The sequence below is a fragment of the Streptomyces sp. RLA012 genome (assembly GCF_056270325.1).
Genome location: NZ_JBWDPA010000002.1, coordinates 1,000,189 through 1,018,652, shown reverse-complemented (window position 1 = coordinate 1,018,652; position 18,464 = coordinate 1,000,189). Strand labels below are relative to the sequence as shown.

Sequence of the window (18,464 nt, the reverse complement as noted above, 5' to 3'; positions counted from 1 at the left end):
CAGCGGCCCCAACCCGTTGAAGGCGCATCCCCGGTCAGGGAGGCACTGAAGAACCTCCTCGATCCCGGTCCGCTTCTCCTGGTGGTCCGGGTTCAGTGGTTTCCTTGCATGGCTTGGTGTGCTGAAAGGTGACACCGCTGCGGGCAACCTATGCGGTCAGAGCACTCGCCGTCACGGCGGGTGACCAACACGACCGCAGACTCGCGAACTTCGGCCCGCCAAACTCGCAGACAATCGCACGCCACCGGGCCCGCCGAGCAGGTCTTCCCTCCCCTTCCACTCGCAAGCAACGATGCTCCGTCACAGGAAGGTGATGGACGAGCAGAAGATGAACAAGGAACTCGGCCAGGGCAAGCTGTTCGGCGCGCTGGTCGTTCCCGGCGACTTCTCCTCCTCCACCACCACGCTGATCAGCACCGCGGCCGACAAGAAGCCGGTTCGCCCGACGCTGACGGTGGTGACCAACCAGTCCGCCGGAAGTCTTGGCTCCAGCCTGGCGCGGTCGGCCACGACGGAAGCGGCCAAGAACGCCTCAAGTCAGGTGGGCAGGGAGCTGAGTGCGCAGGCCGGAGCCGAGCAGACGAAGCTGCCTCCGGCGGAGCGCCTCCTACTGGCCGACCCGGCAGTCGTCACCGTGAAGGACGGGCACCCGCTTCACTCGCACAGTGGTCTCGGCATGACCGCCTTTTACTACGCGTTGGTCCTCGTGGTCTGCGGCATGCTTGCCGCCAATGTCATCAGCGGCCAGGTGGACCACGTCCTCGGCTACACCCACAACGACATGGGGCCGCTTCGCAAGCACCGCCCGCTGATCCGTGCGAGCCGGGTACAGACCCTCGCCATCAGCAGCACCCTCATGGCCGGCCTCTCTGTGCTCATGGGCAGCCTGGTGCTGGCGGGAGCGGTCGGCATGGGGATGGATGTCTCCCACCTGCCCCTGCTGTGGCTGTACTCGGTGTGCGCGATCGCGGTCGCCGGGATCGGCGGGCTGGCCCTGCTCGCTGTCTTCGGCACGCCCGGCATGCTGCTCGTTGCGCTGATCTTCGTCGCGATGGCCGTGCCGACGGCCGGTGCCACCATGCCCATAGAGGCGCTGCCCGGATTCTACCGCTTCCTCGCGGAGTTCGAGCCGCTGCGGCAGATCACCGACGGTGTCCGTTCGATCCTCTACTACGACGCCCAGGGCGACGCGGGCCTGACCCGGGGCTGGGCCATGCTGGCGATCGGCCTCGTTGCAGCTTCCCTCTTCGGCTTCGGCGTGACCCGGCTGTACGACCGGAAGGGGCTGCACCGCATTCCCTCCGAGGTGGAGAAGCCGACGCCGGCGGGGGTTCCGGCGTAGCCGAACGGGTCGGACGCGGCTGCGGACAGCCGGCACCGTCTGCACCCCGCCGAGCCTGGACATGGACCGGATCAGCTTCCGCAGTCGGCGCCGTCGAGGGAGACCGCTCAGGTCGCCTGGATGAGCTGTTCGGCCCAGATGGTCTTTCCCGTAGGCCGAACGATGGAATACCGTCGGCTCGGCAACACCGGCACGGTCGTGTCGAACCTCGCGCTCGGCACGATGACCTTCGGCGACGAGACTCCCCAGGAGGAGGCATCCGCCCAGATGGACGCCTTCCTGGAGGCGGGCGGGAACCTTCTGGACACCGCCGATCTCTACAACCGCGGTGTGACGGAGGAGATCATCGGCCGGTGGCTTGCGAGCCGCCCGAGCGACGTCACCGACCGGGTCGTCCTGGCCACCAAGGGCCGCTTCCCCTTCACCGACGACGTCAACGACATCGGCCTGTCCCGGCGCCATCTCTCCCGGGCGCTGGAAGGATCGCTTCGTCGACTGGGCGTGGACTGCGTCGATCTGTACCAGGTGCACGCCTGGGACCCGCTGACCCCGATCGAGGAGACCTTGTCGTTCTTCGACTCGGCCGTCACGGCGGGCAAGATCCGCTACGCGGGCCTGTCGAACTTCACCGGCTGGCAGCTTCAGCTCGCCGTCTCCACCGCCCGTGCAAACGGATGGCCGGTCCCGGTCACCCTCCAGGAGCAGTACAACCTCGCCGTCCGCGAGGTGGAGTGGGAGGTGCTGCCGGCGGCGGCGCACAACGGACTCGGTGTGCTGCCCTGGTCGCCCCTGGCGAGCGGCTTCCTCACGGGGAAGTACACGCGCGGGGCCCAGCCCGCACCCGACACCCGGGCCGGGGGAGGCAATCCGCTGTACGAGTACACGTCGGCCAACTACGCCAATGCCGACCAAACCTGGGCCGCGGCCGACGCCGTCGTCCAGGTCGCCGAGAACACCGGGGTCTCGCCCGCCCAGGTGGCGCTCGCTTGGGTCGCCGCACGTGAGGGCGTCACCTCGGTCATCATCGGTGCCCGTGACATGAAGCAGCTGACCGACAACCTCGGCGCTGCCGACCTGCATCTCGACGCGGACGCCATGGACCTGCTCGACAAGGCCAGCGATCCGAACCCGCCGCCTTACCCGTACGGCCCGTTCGGGCTCGCCCAGAGCGCCCGGACCGTCAGCGGTGGGCCTCAGCTGGGCTGACGCCGACCAGGTCTGGAGCGAATCGCCGACCAACCGTACGGAGCGGCAACCGTGCACCACATCCCGCGGCACCTGGGCGAGGTCTCCAGGCCAACAGCCCATGGTGGACCGCCAGCCGAAGGCAGCCGGTTCACCTTCGACGCCATCGGCACCGGATGGCAGATCGACACCGACGATCCACTGAGCGGAAGCCTGCGCCACCGGATCCTTGACCGCATCCGACGGTTCGACGCCACCTACTCCCGCTTCCGTCCCGACTCACTCGTGTCCCGGATCGCGGCCGCGCGCGTCGGCGGCCGGTTCGAGTTCCCGGAGGACTCACTCGCCCTGTTCGACCTCTACGACCGCCTCGTCACCGTGACGGGCGGTGCGGTCGACCCGCTCGTCGGCCGTGATCTCGAACTCCTCGGGTACGACGCCTCGTACTCCCTCACACCGGTCCCGGAGACGGTCCGGGCCGAGGAGGTTGCCCGGGGCCGGGCGACCTGGGCGGCGGACATCGTGCGGAACGGCAGAGAGCTCCTCACCCGGCGGCCGGTCGTGATCGACGTGGGCGGCGGTCGGCAAGGGATACCTGGTGGACATCGTCTCGGCGATCCTCCGGGAGGCCGGGCTCGCCCGCTTCGTCATCGACGCGAGCGGGGATCTGCGTCATGCGGGCGAACGCGCCATCCAAGTCGGCCTGGAGCATCCGTTCGACCCACAGCTCGTCATCGGTGTGGCCAGCTTGCGGGAACGTGCGCTGTGCGCGTCCGGGATCGGCGCACGCGCCTGGGGCGACGGGCTGCACCATCTGCTCGACGGGCGCACCGGTCGCCCGGCCCGCAAGGTGGTCGCCACCTGGGTCGTGGCCGACAGTGCCGCTCTCGCCGACGGGCTGGCGACGGCGCTGTTCTTCACCGACGCGCGCCGACTCTCACAGACCTTCGACTTCGACTACGTGCGCATGTACGCCAGCGGTCACGCGGAGATCTCGCGGGACTTCGACGGCGAGCTGTTCAGGTGAGCGATGCCACCAGACGTCGTGCCGAAGACCACGACAAGGAGGAACATGACGGCTCTGAGTAAGAAGATCACGACCGCGATAGGGGTATCTCTCTCCGCGGCCATCACGACGGGATGCGCCTCCACGGACGCGGACGGCGCGAGTGCACCGTCCGCTTCGGACAACGGCGCCGGGCAAGGTTCTCCAACTTACGCGGACGGCCAGTTCGAGGCCGAGGGCTGGTACGGGAACCTTCCCTCGAGCATCGGGGTGACCGTAACCCTCGCAGACGGCACGATCACCGCCGTCAAGGTGACGCCCCACGCGACGGACGAGACTTCGCTCGCCCTGCAGAAGCGCTTCGCCGCCGCGGTGCCACGACTCGTCGTCGGCAAGGACATCGACAGCGTGCGCCTGGACCGGGTGGCCGGGAACAGCGGTACCCCGAAGGGTTTCAACGACGCTCTGGCACGGATCAAGGTTGAAGCGTCCAGGTGACTGTCGGCCGCAGCCCACACTTGCACACGCTGCTGGCTCCGCCGGCCGCGGGCACGAAGGTGCTCAGGCCACGTCCCCGACCACCCTCGGCAGAGCCTGCCCGCCTCCTCGTCCAGTCCTAGAGCGTCGCGCGGGCGTCGCCGGCGGAGCGTCGGACGGCCGTGTCGGTCAGTTCCCGCACCTTGTCGGCAGGTACCGGGATGCTGGGGGCCTCGGAGAACCAGCGCCACTTCTCCTCGTCGGTCAGCCCCTCGGGCTGCGCCGGCAAGTACGGCTGGACGTAGACGGGAGTGCCCGGCTCGCTGCGCCAGCTGTCGGCCAGCGTGCCGATGTCGACTGCGTCGTAGCCCAGCGCGTCCAGCAGTTCCGTCACCTGGGCCTTGGCGGCCGTGTCGTCACCGGCGATGGGCAGGGCGCTGCGGTCGTCGGCGCCGGCGGTCCGGGCGGCGGTGAAGAGGCGCACGAAGTCGATGTTGTTGAAGGCCTTCACCACCTGGGCGTCGGCAAGGTGCCGCTGCACCAGGGAGCTGGAGGTCTGCGCACCCGCGTCCAGCTCGGCAATCCGGTTGTCGCGCTCGGGGTAGTAGTTCATGGTGTCGATGACGGTCTTGCCCGCCAGCGCGGCGGCGGGGAGCTGCTGAAAGCTGCTCAGCGGGACCGTCGCCACCACCAGATCACCGGCCTGCGCGGCCTCGGAGGGTGTGGCCGCACGCGCGCGCTCACCAAGTTCGGTGACGAGGTCGGTGAGGGTCTCGGGGCCGCGCGAGTTGCTCAGTACGACGTCCAGTCCGGCGGCGACGGCGAGACGGGCAAGCGCGCTGCCGATGTTGCCGGCGCCGATGAGTCCGAGGGTTTTGGTCATGTCGTCATGTCTCCATTGCAAAAGGTGAATTGGTGGGAAAACGGTGGGGTCGGTCTCAGCCGCGCAGGCTCATGCCGCCGTCGATCGACCAGGCCTGGCCGCTGATCCAGGCCGCGTCATCGGAGAAGAGGAAGGCGACGGCGGCGGCCAAGTCGGCGGGCTCGCCGAGGCGCGGGCTGCGGGCGTACTGCAACGCCATGGCCTGCAGCTGCTGGTCGTCCTGTCCCTTCTGGGTCTCGCCCATGACCAGGCCGGGGGCGACCGCGTTGCAGCGAATGCCCTCCTTGCCCCAGCGGGAGGCGATGTGGCGGGTCAGTGCGTTGATCCCCGCCTTGGACGCGGCGTACGCGGGTCGAGTGGGTTCGCCGCCCCATGCGGCTCCGGAGGAGGTGTTGACGATGACGCCGCCCCCTTGGGCGAGCAGGTACGGCAGGACCGCCCGGCAGGTGAGGGCGTAGCCGAGCAGGTTCACGTCGTGGGTGCGCCGCCACACCGCCGGGTCCATCTCCAGCAGGTCGCCGTCACGACCCAGAGTGTCGCTGGACAGGTCGGCGCCGACGTTGAAGAGGCCGTCGACCCCGCCGAAATCGGTGACTGTCCGATCGACCAGCGCCTGTACGGAGGCCTCGTTGGCGAGGTCGAACTCGACGGCGATCGCTGTGCCGCCCGCCTCGGTTATGCCCTTGGCGGTCGCCTCCGCTCCCGACAGGTTGATGTCGCCCACGACGACCGAGGCACCCTCCTCGGCGAGCCGCTCAGCGGTGGCGGCGCCGATCCCGGTCGCGCCGCCGGCGACCACGATTCTCCTGCCTTGTAGACCTCTCATGGTTCTCTCCTTCAACTTGTAATTCATGGTCCAGTCGCGAGCGCGCGACTCTAATCTGAAACTCAGTGTCACACTAGCGCCTGTAATCTGGAAGTGCGAGTCGTGACCGAGCGGAAGGTAGGATCGCGGAGTGAACGGAGCGACACGTACGAACACGAGAGACATCGCGCGGGCGGCCATCCAGTCCGAGCTCGCCAAGGTGGCCTTCGACCTGTTTCGCCGCGAAGGCTTCGGGAACGTCACCGTCAACGACCTGGCCGCGGCTGCCGGCGTGTCCCGCAGCACCTTCCTGCGCTATTTCGACACCAAGGAGGACGCCGTCCTGGGCGCCGTCGACGGGCAGGGCCAGCAGGTCGCCGACGCGGTACGCGCCCGGCCCGCCGACGAGGACGACTGGACGGCGCTGCGGCGGGCACTGGGCACCGTCATCGAGGAGCACCGCAAGGACCCGGACGGCGCCCTCGCGATGTCCCAGCTGATCATGCGGACACCCGCGCTGTGCGCGCGCAGTCAGGAGAAGCAGAACGGCTGGCGTCCGGCCATCGCCCAGGCACTTGCCGAACGCGGCGATTCCTCGGGGCCGACGGGCTTGGGTCCGCTGGTACGTGCTGCCGCCGCAGTGGACTGTCTGAACATCGCCGTCAACGAGTGGACCGCTTCCGACGGTCGCCTGGACCTCGATGACCTCCTCGATGAGGCCTTCGCAGCAGTCGCACCGCGATAGGTGCGACACCGGCGAGCCCGCCCTGGACCCGGCGATCTGCCTCGGTCCCGCAAGGTTGTGTGACAGAGGTCCGCAGCAGGTTCTGCTGCGGACCCCTGCTTGCGGCAGGTTCAGGAGGTCGGGCCGCAGTTCAGTGCGGCGGGGTCGATCGTTCCGCGCTGCACCTTCGCGTCGTGGGGCTCGTTGAGACCGGCGTCGGTGATGTAGAGCCGGTTTCCGCGTATCGCGGTGGAGGTGGGGGAAGCGAGGCCGTCCTTGGACGTCAGGACGGTCTCGGTGGTCCCGTCGGGGTGGACGACCGCGACCTGGCTGGGGCCGTTCTGCGCGGCGAACACCACGTCGGAGCGGTCGTTGAGGAAGTTGAAGTCGTCGACGCCGGTGAGGCTGCTGGTCACCGTGTGGATCCGGCCGGGTGCGCCGGCGGCGGTCACCGGGATCCGTAGAAGCGTTCCCTTCGCGAGGTTGGAGACCCAGACGGCGCCCTTGTGGAAGCGGAGCCCGTTCGCACCGAGGGGTACGGACGGGTCGCCTTCGAGGGCGGGGTCGGTCAGCCAGGCGGTTGCCCTTCCGCCAGCGACCGGGACGGTCCAGACGGTGGCCTTGTTGCTGTCGGCCGCGTACAGGGTGCGTCCGGACGGGTCGAGGGCCAGGCCGTTGGGGAGGCCGTCGGTGGGCAGGGCGGCGATGCGGCGCGGGGTGCCGTCGAGGGGCAGCTTCCATACGCCGGCCCGGGCGGCGTCGCCAGAGGCCACGTTGTAGTAGATGGTGCCATCGCGGTCGCGCGTGTTACCGGTGAACGTGTCGCCCGGCTGCCCGGCGACGATCACCTGGCTGCGCCCGGAGGGGCCGATCCGTACCAGCGCCGGACGCTTGCCCGCCACGCTGCCCAGCAGGGAGACGGTCAGCGAGTTGTCGGGGTTGACGGTGATGTTCTCCGGGGCGTCGCCGGCGGCGAAGTCGAAGGAGGCGAGGGTCTTCACGTCGGTGACGACCGGCCTAGGGGACGCCTGTTGGGACGTCTGTTCCGTCGCCGCCGACGCGTAGGGCGCCGAGACAAGGACGGTCGCCGTGGCCCCGATCGCCGCCGCGAGCCTGAACCGCTTCTTCAGGGGGGTTGCGGTGGGGACTGCTGTGGAGGTTTCCATGGGGTGCATCGCACTTTTCTTGAAGGGCGCAACCGTGGTCGCGCGTGGGGTGGGACAGGAAAGGTCAGGGGCGCGTCAGTCGCTCAACTTGGCCCCGGACAGGCGTACGTCCTCGATGTCGAGGTAGGCCTGCACCTGGCGCAGCACGGTGTCGTCGATGTGGTTCTCGTCGCGGAGTCTGACGACGGTGGCGCGTTTGCGGGCGAGGAGGGCGAGGCGCAGCGCGGTGTAGTCCTCCTTGTTGCGGAGGACCACGTCGTCGGTCTCGTCGTCGGCGGCGCGTACGACGCGCAGGTGGGTCTCGTATTCATGGCGCGTCCATTCGGCGACCTCCGGAGCGGTGCCGAGGTCGGCGGCCACTTCCGGCAGTGCCTTGAGGGCTTCCTCGGCGGCGGTGGTCTCGGCGAGGGAGCGTTCCTCCTCGGCAGAGGCGTCGTGGGGAAGTTGAGCCCAGCGGACGACGCGCGGCAGGAGCAGGCCCTGCACCACCAGGGTCAGCATGATGACCCCTGAGGTGACGAAGACGATCACGTCGCGGTCGGGGAAGGGCGCGCCCGAGTCGAGCGTCTCCGGTACCGACAGCGCCACGGCCAGCGACACCGCGCCCCGGAATCCGGTGACGCCGCCGACCACCCGGGCCCGGTGGCTCATCCGGCGCAGCCGTTGCTGCGGACGGCGGTCCAGCAGCCGGATCAGATACACGGCGCCGAACTGGAAGGCGAAGCGCACGGCGACGAGCACGACGGACACGAGCCCGACGGTGATCAGGGCATGGGTGAGGTCGTCGCTGGTCAGGTCGCGGGCGGCGGACTGAGCCTCCAGCCCGACGAGGACGAACAGGGAGGCGTTGAGCAGGAACGTGGACAGCGACCAGAACGCCTGCGCCTGCCGCCGCGCCGCCGCCCCGATCAGACGCGGGCCGACCTGGCTCATGATCAGTCCGGCCACCACGACGGCCAGGACACCGGAGGCCTCGATATCCTCGGCGAGGAGGAACGCGGTGAAGGGCGTACCGATCGTGACCACGTTCCCCAGCAGGGGGTCGTCCAGGCGGCGGCGCAGCTGAATGCCGAGCCAGGCGGTCACGGCTCCGGCCACGGCCCCGCCCGCGTAGGCCAGGAGGAAGAGCCAGCCGACGTGCGGCACGCTGAAATGCTCCTCGCCGACGGTGATGCCGACGGCGAGCCCGTAGACGACCAGGGCCGTGCCGTCGTTGATCAGGCTTTCGGCGCGCAGCAGGGTGATGCTGCGGCGGGGCAGCATGCGGGCGAAGACTCCGACCGTCGTCGCGTCAGTGGGCGCGACGGCGGCGCCGAGTACCCACGCCGGTCCCCAGGGCAGCCCCAGCGCGTGCGCGACGGCTGCCACGGCCCAGGCGGTGAGGATGACCAGGGCCGTGCTCATCAGCATGATGCCGCGCAGGTCCTGCCGGATCCCGCGCAGGGAGGTCGTCAGGCTCTCCCAGTAGAGCAGTGCCGGGAGGAACAGCAGCAGCATCGCCTCCGGGGGCAGATGCACCTCACGCAGTGCCGGGACGAACCCCAGGAGTGCTCCCGCCGCCAGCAGCAGGATGGGCGGGGCGATACGGAGCCGGTCTCCCGCGACCTGGCACACGAGCACGGTCGCGCACAGGACCACGACGAGTTCGAGACCGAGCACGTTTCATCTCCTGGACAGTGGTGCGAGTGCGGCGGGAGGCCGCAGAAGGCCCAGTGCGGTGCGCGGGACGGTTCTCAGGTCGGGGGTCGGGGTGCGGGACGGTTTTTGGGTCGGGGCTCGGGGTGCGGCTCTTTTCGGAAGCCGGGCTCAGCGCGGGACCAGCTGCATCGTCGTGGTGGACGCCTTCCGGCTCGTGATGGCCTCGATGATCTCCGCGGCGTAGTGCCCGTACTTGCTGCGGTAGGCGGCGTCCACCTGACCATTGATGTCGCGGTCGGCGTCGAGGAAAGAGACGTCCTTGTCCACGCCGCCTGCCCGGATGTGGCCCTCCTGACGCGAACGCGTGGCGCGGAACCAGCCGGAGGTGGGGCCGTACACCGAACGGACGTAGATTCCGTCACCCACGCGCACGACCCAGATCGTCCGCGGCTTGCTCAGCGCACCGTCTTGGCGCACGGACGCGATCGCCAGTTCCTCCGCCGACCCGACCCTGTCGAGCTCGTCGTTCGTCCATGCCGATGCCATCAGGGTCTCCTTCGTACGTACGGATGTGGTCCCCGCCGCAGGTGGGCGGCTGCCGAGGTCACGATGGGCAGCGACGTCACGATCGGCAAGCGGACGCGCAGGCCCTCGGGGATCGTCACCCCGTTCGCCACCGGCCACGCCCACACGCCGCGGACCTGGGAACATCCGCGTGCCCTCAGCTTGCCGCCCGCAGGCGCCGGATGGCAGGCCGGGTTGTGCCAGGCAGCCGTGTTCAGTGCTGTGACAGGGCACCCCTCGACGTCGTGTGCATCGCCACTGGGGTCACGGGACTGCCACACTGGAAGACATGGCACGTGAGCAGCAGAGTGGCGGTAGTGGCGGCACCGAGCTGGGACGGTTCCTGCGAGCCCGCCGCAGCCGGGTGGCGCCCGGCGATGTCGGCCTGCCGACTTCCTCCGGATTGCGCCGCACCCCAGGGCTGCGCCGCGAGGAGCTTGCCACCCTCGCCGGCATCAGCATCGACTACTACGCACGCCTGGAGCGTGGGACCGAGACACGTCCCAGCCCGTCCGTGATCGATGCCATCGCCCGAGCCCTGCGCCTGGGGGAGGCCGAGCACAAGCACCTGCGAGAGCTTGCCGCGGGCGCCGACGGGAACGCGGCCGCGCCGACGACGTTGCCCAGCCGGTCTGTACCTCCGGGCACCGAGCTGATCCTGGAGAGCCTGCGGCCCAATCCCGCGTACGTCGTCGGCCGCACCTTCGAACTGCTCGCCGCCAACCCCGGCGGACTGCACCTGTTCACCGGGATCGAGGACTGGCAGGGGGAGCAGCGCAACATCGCGCGCTACGTCTTCCTCCACCCCGCCGCCCGCGACCTGTTCGACGACTGGGACGACGCGGTCCGCAGCGCCGTCGCATGGCTGCGCGGCCTGGCCGGCATCGAGCCGGACGCCCCCGACCTCGCAGTCATCGTCGACGAACTCCTGAGCAAGAGCCCCGAGTTCGCACGCATGTGGGACCGGTACGACGTGCAGGGAAACACCAGCGGACGCCACACGTACCACCACCCCGACGTCGGTGAACTCGCTCTGGGCTACCAGGGAATGACGCTGAACGGCACCAACAGTCAGCATCTGGTGGTCTTCTACGCCGAGCCGGACACCCCCGCGTACGACGCGATGGTCCTCCTTGACAAGGCCGCGCAGGTGCGGGCCTCGAAATCGTCGACGACGCCCGCGCCTTAGCGAACCGGTGAACCCTTCAAATACGCCATTGCCTCACGTTGGCTTGAACTGGCTGCTACTGCCGGGCGTCGGCACGGAAGTCGTACGCGAAGTACTCCCTGGCGGCCATCCGTCATCCGGCACAGGCCGGACGCGCCGATTTCACAGCTGTCACCGCGGCCCCGTCCCGCATCCCGGCTTGGGCCTTCCTCGGCTACCGGGTCACCGTATGTGAGGCCCGGCCCGCCTTAGCCACCGCCTTCCCTTACGCCGACCAGGTGGCCGTCGACTGGCTCCACCGCTACCTGGCAGGCACTGACGTGGACGCCCGTACCGCCGTATGCGTGCTCACCCACGACGTCAAGTTCGGCATCCCGCTTCTGCGTCTGGCACTGAGCCTGCCCGCGGGTTACGTGGGCTCTCTCCCAGGCACGGGGCCGGTCCATGAGCCATTGCCGCGAGGGGTGCCCTGGCAGGTCAATGAACACCGCTCCAGGGCACAGCCCGGTCTGCCACATCGCGGCGCCGCGAAGCATTCTGAATGCTCGTAGGAGCTCTCTTCCTCGGCAAAGCACCCTCTTTTGGATCACAGGAGACATGACGATGGACAAGGACGTAGCGGTCATCATCGGCGCGGGCGGCATCGGCCTGGCGATCGCCCGGCGTGTGGGCATCGGCCGCATCGTGCTGCTCGCCGACTACAGCGAGAAGGCTCTGGGCGTTGCCGCCGAGCAGTTCCGCGGCGCGGGCTACGACGTGACCACGCACATCGTTGACGTGTCCGACCCCGACGCGGTGGCCCGGCTCGCCGACGCCGCCGCAGAACTGGGCCCCGTCACGCAGGTCGTGCACAGCGCCGGAGTCTCGCCTGTACAGGGCACGACGGAGCAGGTCCTGCACGTCGACCTGCTCGGCACCGCGCTGGTCCTCGACGAGTTCGCCCGCGTTATCGCGCCCGGCGGCGCCGGTGTCGTCATCTCCAGCATGGCCGGCCACATGGCGGGCGCCTACCCGTACGACACCGAGCACGCGCTGGCGAGCACCCCCGTCTCCGAACTGCTCGCCCTGCCGTTCCTGGCCCCCGAGGAGGTGGGCAACTCCGGCGCCGCCTACGCCCTGTCCAAGCGGGGCAACGCGCTGCGCGTGCAGGCCGCCGCCGTCGAGTGGGGCAGGCATGGCGCCCGCATCAACTGCATCAGCCCCGGCATCATCTCCACGCCGCTGGCTCAGGACGAGATGTCCGGCCCCGGCGCCGAGGGGTACCGCCAGATGATCGAGACGTCGGCCGCCGGACGCATCGGCACCCCCGACGACGTCGCCGAGGCAGCGGCCTTCCTGCTCGGACACCAGGCCGGCTTCATCACCGGGTCTGACCTGCTGGCCGACGGCGGCGTGATCGCCGCGCTGCGGGCCGCGCAGGCGTGGCCCGTGGGCCGGGCGCAGGGCTGACTCCAAGCGCTCCGCCGGAACTGCGTGGCGTGAGGGGGCCGTCGATCGTCTGCGGCGCCGTCGTGGCTGGTCGCTCCCCCACTTCCGGCTTCGCTCGAGCGGGGGACCCCCATCGCAGCGGAGCCGCATGTTGATACAGCCCCGAGCCCCTGAGCCCTGCCACCTTCCGCGCCATCGAGAGGAACCGCGCCGTGTCCCGTCCCACCCCGAAGACGCCCTGGGTCGCGGCCTGCGCCGCCACCGTACTGATGCTCGCGGGCTGCACGTCGGGCGGCGAGGAGGACTCCGCGTCGTCCGCCCGGACGGACAACGCGGGTGCGGGTTCCTCGCGCGTGCGAGTCCTGCGGACCGTGACGCAGGGACTGAACACCCCGTGGGGTATGGCCGCGCTGCCGGACGGCGACCTGCTGGTCTCCTCCCGAGACGACGGCACGATCACCCGTGTCGACGCGGACAACGACCGGAAGACCGAGGCCGGCACCGTGCAGGGAGCGCAGGACCTGCCGGGCGAGGGCGGCCTGCTCGGGCTTGCCGTCTCCCCGGACTTCGCCTCCGACCGCCTGGTGTACGCCTACTTCACGACCGCCTCGGACAACCGCATCGTCCGCATGCGGTACGACACCTCGCGCCCACAAGGCAAGCAACTGGGCCGTCCGGAGACGGTGTTGGAGGGTATCCCCACCGGGACGTACCACAACGGCGGTCGGATCGCCTTCGGCCCGGATGGCATGCTCTACGCAGGCACCGGCGAGACCTGGGACAAGCCGATCGCCCAGGACAGGGACTCGCTCGGGGGCAAGATCCTGCGCATGACCCCCGAGGGCCGGCCTGCCCCCGGCAACCCCGAGCCCGACTCGCCGGTGTACTCCTCCGGCCACCGCAACCCGCAGGGCCTGGCCTTCGATGACGACGGGCGGCTGTGGGCCTCGGAGTTCGGCCAGGACACCTGGGACGAACTGAACCTGATCCGGCCCGGCCGCAACTACGGCTGGCCAGAGGCCGAGGGCAGGAGCGACCGGGCGGGCTTCACCGACCCGGTGGCGCAGTGGCGTCCCGCCGACGCCTCACCCAGCGGCATCTCCTACGCCGAGGGCGCGATCTGGATGGCGAGTCTGCGGGGCGAACGCCTGTGGCGCATCCCGCTGGACGGCTCAAGGGTCGTGGGCGAGCCGTCAGCCTCACTTGAGGGCTCGTACGGCAGGCTGCGGACGGTGGTCGCGGCGGGCGGCGACAGGCTGTGGCTGGTCACCAGCAACACGGACGGCAAGGGCTCGCCGGAGGACGGTGATGACCGGATCCTGCTTCTGCGGGTGTCCTGAAGGCACACCAGGACGGCACATCGGGCTTGCGCGGTCCGGTCCACCACTGCGCGTTGCGGCCCGCGAGCGGCTGTCGAGGCCGTCGGTGTCGGCAGCGGACTCGGCATCTTTCCGAAGTCTGGCAGGCGCCACCCGTCCCCGGCCGAACATCCCGTGGCTGTAGGGGGGTTCGTCCGGGGACGAGAGGACGCTGTACTGCGCTGTTCGGGTTGTGTGGCGCCGGTCAGCGGTTCGGTGCTTCGACACCCGTCAGCGCGAGGGATGCGGCCGGAAGCCTGGCACCATGGATGGTGATCTGCGCGACGGCGGCGTTGAGCTCCTGGAGTTCGTCGGGGCTGAACCTGACCTCTTCCGCGCCGATGTTCTCCAGGAGGTGGGACAGCCTGGTGGCGCTGGGAATCGGCACGATCCACGGCTTCTGGGCCTGCAGCCAGGCGAGGTCGATCTGAGCGGGCGTGGCGCCCTTACGTACGGCCCAGTCCTGGAGCAGCTGTACCAGTGGCATGTTGGCGGCCATGTTGTCCCGGCTGTTGCGGGGTGCCGCGGTCCGGCGGTCTCCCTCCGCGAACCGGGTGTACGGATTGATCGTGCCGGTCGTGAAGCCCGTGCCCAGAGGCGAAAAGCACACGAATCCGATGCCGAGTTCCTCGCAGAGTGGCAGGACCTGCTCCTCCGGTCCACGCCACAGCGTGGAGTACTCGTTCTGGATCGCGGTGAGCGGCAGGACCGCGTGGGCCCGGCGGATGGTCTGCAGACCGGGCTCGGAAAGGCCCCAGTGCAGCACCTTGCCCTGGCCCATGAGGTCCTTCACCGTGTCCGCGACGTCCTCGATCGGGACGGTGGGATCGACCCGGTGCTGGTAGAGCAGGTCGATGTGGTCCGTCCGCAGGCGCTTCAACATGCCGTCGACCACTTGACGGATATGGTCCGGACGGCTGTTCAGACCGGTGTTTGCTCCGGTGTCCGGGTCGATGTTCCAGCCGAACTTGGACGCGATCACCACGTCGTCGCGGACGGCCCGGAGGGCTTCGCCGAGGATCCGTTCCGACTCGAACGGCCCGTACGCCTCGGCCGTGTCGAAGAGCGTCACCCCCTGATCGACGGCTGTCCGGACGAGGGCGACCATGTCCTTGCGGCTGGTGACCGGACCGTAAAGGTTGCCCGGCATGGTCTGGGTGCCGAGGCCGATGCTGGAGACCTTCAGGGACCCGAGCCGGCGGTGACCGGTCTGCGTGATGGCTGCGGTCACCTGGTCGCGACGGCCGGCGGTGCCCCTGGCACCCGAGGCAGGCGATGCCGCGTGCGCCTGCGTGGTCGGCGCGGCCACCACGGAGGTGGCCGCCAGACCGGCCGCGCCCATCAGGAAGCCGCGACGGCCGCGGTCGGTCGAGGTCGGAGTGCTGTCCTGTTCGTGCATGAGTTACATCCCTCATGGTCGTCGGTTGAGAGCACCCTCGGTGCGTCACCGCATCACAGTCGGCGGCGAAGAAGCAGAGCGCGCCAGAGGTGAGCACCTGGGCACGTCGGCCGGCGGCATCGGCACATGTCCGTGACTTCGCATGATGGTGAAGCCCGTCCGTTGACGGGCGTCCCATGGCGCTGATGGTGCCGGGCGGTAAGGCTGATTCAATCAGCGTGCCCGCCGGGGTGGGAGGCCGTGCTGTTCCACGTCCTGGCAGTGCCCCCCAACACCCGGGTATGACTGCCTCGTTGAGGCAGTCAGTGCGGTACGCCGATCGATCAGGAGAAGAAGATGGGCAGGCGCGGAACATAGGGCGCTTCGAGGGCGTCGACCTCGTCGTCGGTGAGCTTGATGTCGAGCGCCGCGACGGCGTCGGCCAGGTGGTGCGGCTTGGTGGCGCCCACGATCGGGGAAGAGACCACCGGGTTGTTGAGCACCCAGGCCAGCGCGATCTGTGCCATGGACACACCGCGTCCCTCGGCGATCTTCTGCACGGCGTCGACGATGGCCTTGTCGCTGTCGAGGAAGAGCGGCCGGCCGTTCATGTCGACCTGGCGGTCCTCCTCCGACCTGCGTGTCGTGCCCTGCTCGCCCCAGGGGCGGGTCACCCTTCCCCCGCCGAGCGGGCTCCACGGGATGCTGCCCACGCCTTGGTCCGCGAGCAGGCCGAACATCTCCCGCTCCTCCTCGCGGTGGATCACGCTGTAGTGGTCCTGCATGGACACGAACTTCGTCCAGCCGTTCGCCTCCGCGGCGTGCTGCATCTTGGCGAACTGCCACGCCCACATCGACGAGGCACCGATGTAGCGGGCCTTGCCCGCCTTGACCACGTCGTGCAGTGCCTCCGTCGTCTCCTCGACCGGTGTCTCGGGGTCGAAGCGATGGATCTGGTACAGGTCGACATAGTCGGTATTCAGGCGCCGCAGCGAGGCGTCGATCTGTTCCATGACGGCCTTGCGTGAGAGCCCCGCGCCGCCCGGGCCCTGATGCATGGGCTGGAACAGTTTCGTCGCGAGGACGATGTCGTCGCGCTGGGTGTACTTGCGTAGCGCGCGCCCGACGATCTCCTCCGAGGTGCCCAGGCCGTAAATGTTGGCGGTGTCCCAGAAGGTGATGCCGAGTTCGACGGTCTGCCGGAAGATCGGCTCGGCCGCCGTGTCGTCGAGCACCCATGGCATGCGCTTCGCGGGGTCGCCGAAGCTCATGCAGCCGAGGGCGATGCGGCTGACCTTCAGGCCCGAGGTTCCCAGGCGCGTGTACTCCATGAACAACTACCTCTGTCTGATCTGTTGGGCTGATGTGTTTGTGTGCGTGGCGCGGCGAACGTTCAGTAGTAGCGGCCGCCTTGTGGGGTGGGCAGGGCGTCGAGTTCGGCGAGGTCCTCGGCGCTGAGCTGAGCATCGGCAGCGCCGGCGTTGTCCAGCAGGTACTTCGGGGTTTTGGTGCCGGGGATCGGGACGACGTACTCACCCTGGGCCAGCACCCACGCCAGCGCCACCTGAGCGGGAGTGGCCCCGAGGCGGTCGGCGATCTCGCGAACCTTGTCGGTGATGGCGCGGTTGATCGCCAGCGCGTCGTCCTGGAAGCGGGCCAGACCGCGCCGGAAATCCTCCTGCGGCAGATCGTCGTTCGAGGAGAAGCGGCCGGTGAGGAAGCCCTTGCCCAGCGGTGAGTACGGCACGAAGGCGATGCCCTGCTCCGCGCAGTACGGCAACACCTCCGTCATCCAGTCCCGCGTCCACAGCGACAGTTCGGACTGCACCGCCGCGATCGGGTGGACGGACTGCGCCCGCTTGATCTGCTCGACGCTCACCTCGGACAGACCGATCGCGCGGGCCTTGCCCGTCTCCACCGCCTCGGCCAGCGCGCCCACGCTCTCCTCGATCGGCACACTCGGATCGACACGGTGCAGGTAGTACAGGTCGACATGGTCGGTGCCCAGACGTGCGAGGCTCTCGTCGATCGAGCGACGGATGTGCTCCGGCCGGCCGTCGAGACCGGTGACCGCACCGTCCCGGGCCCGCACACCGACTTTGGTGGCCAGTACGGCGCGTTCGCGGTGGCCGTCCGCCAGGGCTCGCCCGACCAACTGCTCGTTCGTGTAGGGGCCGTACACGTCGGAGGTGTCCAGCAGGGTCATCCCTAGGTCCAGGGCCTGGCGTATCACCGAGACCATCTCGCCCTCGTCGCGCGGGGTGGCCTGGTCGTAGCTGAAGCTCATGCCCATGCAGCCCAGGCCGACGACGCCGACCTCGGGTCCCTTGCTGCCGAGCGTGGTGATGCGCATGCCGTTCGTCCTTTCGATCTTCGGTGGTTCGGACAGGCGTCCGGTGTGGCGGTCGACGGCCGGCCCGAAGAATTGCTGCGTCAGTCTGCGAACCTGGCCCGCGAAGCTCCGATCCTCGATGCGTGCGCCGAGTCGGACGCCGCCAGGTCGAGCAGGACCATCGCGTCGTACTCGGTGCTGCCGGGCTCGGCGTGGTACGCGACCAGCCGGTGGCCGGGGGTGCCCTCCAGCTGCATGGACTGGTAGCCGAGGGTGAGGTCGCCGACGTCCGGGTGGTGGAACGTCTTGCGGCCATAGGAGTGGCCGCGGACGTCGTAGCGTTCCCACAGTCGAGCGAACTCCGGGCTCTTGAGCAGGAGTTCACCGGCGAGCTGGGTGAGGTCAGGGGCGTCCGGGTCGGTGCCGGCCAGAGCCCGCAGGCGTGCTACGCAGCCGCGGACCTGGTTGCCCCAGTCGTCGAAGAGGTCGCGGGCGGCAGGGTGGAGAAAGACGTAGCGCGCGATGTTGCGCTGTCTCGCGGGCCAGTCCTCCATCCCGGTGAGCAGTCGTAGTCCGCCCGGGTTCCAGGCCAGCAGATCGCCAGAGCGGCTGACCACGTGCGCGGGATGGGGCCGCATGACCTCCAGCAGCAGCTTGACGCCGGGCCGCACGGAGCGGCTGGGCGCGGTGGGAGGTTCCGGAGCGGTACGAGAGGCATGCGCGACCAGACTGCGCAGGTGGTCGTGCTCGGCGTCCTCCAGCCTGAGGGCGCGGGCGAGGGAGTCGACGACGGACGGGCTGGGGTGGGTCTCCTTGCCGCGCTCCAGCCGGGTGAAGTAGTCGATGCTGATCCCGGCCAGGGTGGCCAGTTCCTCACGACGCAGTCCAGGTGTACGACGGGCCCCGGTACCGGGTGGTAGGCCGGCCTCCTCGGGGGTCACCTGGGCCCGACGGGCGCGCAGGTAGCGCCCCAGCTCGGTGCCGCTGCTGTGCTGCTCACGATCCATGTC

General features: G+C 69.3%; 16 protein-coding genes and 3 pseudogenes. 10 read left to right on the top strand and 9 right to left on the bottom strand.

The genetic code is table 11. From position 1 onward, the window contains the following. Positions 1–307: 307 nt before the first annotated feature. From RV986_RS05095 to RV986_RS05075, 5 genes and pseudogenes are all read left to right on the top strand, one after another. Positions 308–1,342, top strand: a pseudogene (locus RV986_RS05095) (DUF3533 domain-containing protein); the annotation flags it as partial. A 162-nt stretch (positions 1,343–1,504) separates the two neighbouring features. Beyond that, the gene (locus RV986_RS05090; protein WP_475916226.1) at positions 1,505–2,548 is read left to right on the top strand and encodes an aldo/keto reductase; all 1,044 of its coding nucleotides are present in this window, start codon (positions 1,505–1,507) and stop codon (positions 2,546–2,548) included. 51 nt (positions 2,549–2,599) lie between these two features. Beyond that, positions 2,600–3,058 (top strand): annotated as a pseudogene (locus tag RV986_RS05085) (FAD:protein FMN transferase); the annotation flags it as partial. Positions 3,059–3,125: 67 nt separating this feature from the next. Then, positions 3,126–3,554: an FAD:protein FMN transferase gene (locus tag RV986_RS05080; protein ID WP_475916225.1), complete on the top strand. Its 429-nt coding sequence runs from the start codon at positions 3,126–3,128 to the stop codon at positions 3,552–3,554. Positions 3,555–3,599: 45 nt separating this feature from the next. Next, a complete protein-coding gene (locus tag RV986_RS05075) occupies positions 3,600–4,031 on the top strand; it encodes a hypothetical protein (protein WP_475916224.1) in 432 nt (143 codons plus the stop codon). Positions 4,032–4,149: 118 nt separating this feature from the next. On the opposite strand, the gene RV986_RS05070 is transcribed toward RV986_RS05075, so the two are convergent. Together RV986_RS05070 and RV986_RS05065 are read right to left on the bottom strand one after the other, a co-directional pair. Continuing rightward, positions 4,150–4,893, bottom strand: coding sequence for an NADPH-dependent F420 reductase (locus RV986_RS05070; RefSeq protein WP_475916223.1), 744 nt, complete (start codon positions 4,891–4,893; stop codon positions 4,150–4,152). A gap of 55 nt (positions 4,894–4,948) precedes the next feature. Further along, positions 4,949–5,719 carry an SDR family NAD(P)-dependent oxidoreductase gene (locus tag RV986_RS05065; protein WP_475916222.1) on the bottom strand — a complete coding sequence of 257 codons (771 nt, stop codon included), beginning with the start codon at positions 5,717–5,719 and terminating at the stop codon, positions 4,949–4,951. 130 nt (positions 5,720–5,849) lie between these two features. Between RV986_RS05065 and RV986_RS05060 the strand changes: the two genes are divergently transcribed. Continuing rightward, positions 5,850–6,443 carry a TetR/AcrR family transcriptional regulator gene (locus RV986_RS05060; RefSeq protein WP_475916221.1) on the top strand — a complete coding sequence of 198 codons (594 nt, stop codon included), beginning with the start codon at positions 5,850–5,852 and terminating at the stop codon, positions 6,441–6,443. 110 nt (positions 6,444–6,553) lie between these two features. Here RV986_RS05060 and RV986_RS05055 read toward each other — a convergent pair whose 3' ends face one another. The 3 genes from RV986_RS05055 to RV986_RS05045 all read right to left on the bottom strand — a co-directional run bounded on the left by RV986_RS05055 (position 6,554) and on the right by RV986_RS05045 (position 9,772). After that, the gene (locus RV986_RS05055) at positions 6,554–7,588 is read right to left on the bottom strand and encodes an SMP-30/gluconolactonase/LRE family protein (protein ID WP_475916220.1); all 1,035 of its coding nucleotides are present in this window, start codon (positions 7,586–7,588) and stop codon (positions 6,554–6,556) included. Positions 7,589–7,663: 75 nt separating this feature from the next. Then, positions 7,664–9,247 (bottom strand): Na+/H+ antiporter, encoded by a 1,584-nt coding sequence (locus RV986_RS05050; RefSeq protein WP_475916219.1) that lies wholly within the window; start codon positions 9,245–9,247, stop codon positions 7,664–7,666. 147 nt (positions 9,248–9,394) lie between these two features. After that, a complete protein-coding gene (locus tag RV986_RS05045) occupies positions 9,395–9,772 on the bottom strand; it encodes a DUF2255 family protein (RefSeq protein ID WP_475916218.1) in 378 nt (125 codons plus the stop codon). A 307-nt stretch (positions 9,773–10,079) separates the two neighbouring features. Here RV986_RS05045 and RV986_RS05040 point away from each other — a divergent pair, with 307 nt between their 5' ends. From RV986_RS05040 to RV986_RS05025, 4 genes and pseudogenes are all read left to right on the top strand, one after another. Next, entirely contained in the window at positions 10,080–10,979 is a 900-nt protein-coding gene (locus tag RV986_RS05040; protein WP_475916217.1) for a helix-turn-helix transcriptional regulator, read from the top strand. A gap of 140 nt (positions 10,980–11,119) precedes the next feature. Further along, positions 11,120–11,407 (top strand): annotated as a pseudogene (locus RV986_RS05035) (XdhC family protein); the annotation flags it as partial. Positions 11,408–11,561: 154 nt separating this feature from the next. Further along, positions 11,562–12,407, top strand: a complete 846-nt coding sequence (locus tag RV986_RS05030; RefSeq protein ID WP_475916216.1) for an SDR family oxidoreductase — start codon at positions 11,562–11,564, stop codon at positions 12,405–12,407. A 191-nt stretch (positions 12,408–12,598) separates the two neighbouring features. Next, positions 12,599–13,726, top strand: coding sequence for a PQQ-dependent sugar dehydrogenase (locus RV986_RS05025; RefSeq protein WP_475916215.1), 1,128 nt, complete (start codon positions 12,599–12,601; stop codon positions 13,724–13,726). A 223-nt stretch (positions 13,727–13,949) separates the two neighbouring features. On the opposite strand, the gene RV986_RS05020 is transcribed toward RV986_RS05025, so the two are convergent. The 4 genes from RV986_RS05020 to RV986_RS05005 form a co-directional block, all read right to left on the bottom strand. Beyond that, a complete protein-coding gene (locus RV986_RS05020) occupies positions 13,950–15,143 on the bottom strand; it encodes an aldo/keto reductase (RefSeq protein ID WP_475916214.1) in 1,194 nt (397 codons plus the stop codon). Positions 15,144–15,466: 323 nt separating this feature from the next. Continuing rightward, the gene (locus tag RV986_RS05015) at positions 15,467–16,453 is read right to left on the bottom strand and encodes an aldo/keto reductase (protein ID WP_475916213.1); all 987 of its coding nucleotides are present in this window, start codon (positions 16,451–16,453) and stop codon (positions 15,467–15,469) included. Positions 16,454–16,515: 62 nt separating this feature from the next. Then, positions 16,516–17,475 (bottom strand): aldo/keto reductase, encoded by a 960-nt coding sequence (locus RV986_RS05010; RefSeq protein WP_475916212.1) that lies wholly within the window; start codon positions 17,473–17,475, stop codon positions 16,516–16,518. 80 nt (positions 17,476–17,555) lie between these two features. Next, positions 17,556–18,461 (bottom strand): helix-turn-helix transcriptional regulator, encoded by a 906-nt coding sequence (locus tag RV986_RS05005; protein ID WP_475916211.1) that lies wholly within the window; start codon positions 18,459–18,461, stop codon positions 17,556–17,558. Positions 18,462–18,464: the final 3 nt, after the last annotated feature.

What these genes read in the sequence shown, in the direction of transcription:
- RV986_RS05090 (WP_475916226.1), top strand. Translation starts at nt 1,505, where the DNA reads ATGGAATACCGTCGGCTCGGCAACACCGGCACGGTCGTGTCGAACCTC.
- RV986_RS05075 (WP_475916224.1), top strand. Translation starts at nt 3,600, where the DNA reads ATGACGGCTCTGAGTAAGAAGATCACGACCGCGATAGGGGTATCTCTC.
- RV986_RS05070 (WP_475916223.1), bottom strand. Translation starts at nt 4,893, where the DNA reads ATGACCAAAACCCTCGGACTCATCGGCGCCGGCAACATCGGCAGCGCG.
- RV986_RS05065 (WP_475916222.1), bottom strand. Translation starts at nt 5,719, where the DNA reads ATGAGAGGTCTACAAGGCAGGAGAATCGTGGTCGCCGGCGGCGCGACC.
- RV986_RS05055 (WP_475916220.1), bottom strand. Translation starts at nt 7,588, where the DNA reads ATGGAAACCTCCACAGCAGTCCCCACCGCAACCCCCCTGAAGAAGCGG.
- RV986_RS05045 (WP_475916218.1), bottom strand. Translation starts at nt 9,772, where the DNA reads ATGGCATCGGCATGGACGAACGACGAGCTCGACAGGGTCGGGTCGGCG.
- RV986_RS05040 (WP_475916217.1), top strand. Translation starts at nt 10,080, where the DNA reads ATGGCACGTGAGCAGCAGAGTGGCGGTAGTGGCGGCACCGAGCTGGGA.
- RV986_RS05030 (WP_475916216.1), top strand. Translation starts at nt 11,562, where the DNA reads ATGGACAAGGACGTAGCGGTCATCATCGGCGCGGGCGGCATCGGCCTG.
- RV986_RS05020 (WP_475916214.1), bottom strand. Translation starts at nt 15,143, where the DNA reads ATGCACGAACAGGACAGCACTCCGACCTCGACCGACCGCGGCCGTCGC.
- RV986_RS05015 (WP_475916213.1), bottom strand. Translation starts at nt 16,453, where the DNA reads ATGGAGTACACGCGCCTGGGAACCTCGGGCCTGAAGGTCAGCCGCATC.
- RV986_RS05010 (WP_475916212.1), bottom strand. Translation starts at nt 17,475, where the DNA reads ATGCGCATCACCACGCTCGGCAGCAAGGGACCCGAGGTCGGCGTCGTC.
- RV986_RS05005 (WP_475916211.1), bottom strand. Translation starts at nt 18,461, where the DNA reads ATGGATCGTGAGCAGCACAGCAGCGGCACCGAGCTGGGGCGCTACCTG.